The organism is Pseudomonas entomophila (assembly GCF_013523165.1).
In the GTDB taxonomy this organism is placed as follows: domain Bacteria; phylum Pseudomonadota; class Gammaproteobacteria; order Pseudomonadales; family Pseudomonadaceae; genus Aquipseudomonas; species Aquipseudomonas entomophila_A.
Genome location: NZ_JAAMQI010000062.1, coordinates 1 through 522, shown reverse-complemented (window position 1 = coordinate 522; position 522 = coordinate 1). Strand labels below are relative to the sequence as shown.

1 protein-coding gene is annotated in these 522 nt (G+C 61.7%); it reads right to left on the bottom strand.

Translation table 11 applies throughout. The annotated features are described in order from the left end of the window. The coding region (locus G7Z99_RS19645; protein ID WP_181096824.1) for an immunoglobulin-like domain-containing protein at positions 1–505 on the bottom strand (505 nt) is incomplete at its 3' end. Positions 506–522 lie beyond the last annotated feature (17 nt).

Here is a 522-nt window from a genome sequence, read left to right as displayed (position 1 = left end):
AGCCCTTGCCGCCAGCATCGACTGCGCTCTGAACACCCAACTTCACGGTTTCGCCGTCTTTGAAGACGTCGTCGCCCTGGGCTGCCAGGGTGTAAGTGGCCGTGGTCGAGCCCGCTTTCACAGTCACAGTATCGCCGTTGCTGAGGGTGACGTTGAGGTCACGCTCCAGCACACGGTTAGTAGTGACGGTGAAGGTCGCCGACTGGTTCTCGGTGACGCTGGTCTGGTCGGCGGTGATGCCAACAGTGACAAGGTCACCACCGTTCGGCGTACCGGTACCACCCGGATTGCCTGGCGTACCTGGCTCGTCGGTGACCGTGGTGCACGTGCTGCCCGAAGTCGACAGTTTCTCGAAGACATTGCCGCCAGTGATGCCGGTGATCGACTTGACGATAGTGCCCTGCCCGCCAACGTACACGTCATCGGCGGTCGTCAGTACGTAAGTGCCGCTCGCCTTGCCCGCCTCGATGGTGACGACACCGCCACCTTCCAGCGTGAAGGTCATGCCTTTGTGGCCAGTGA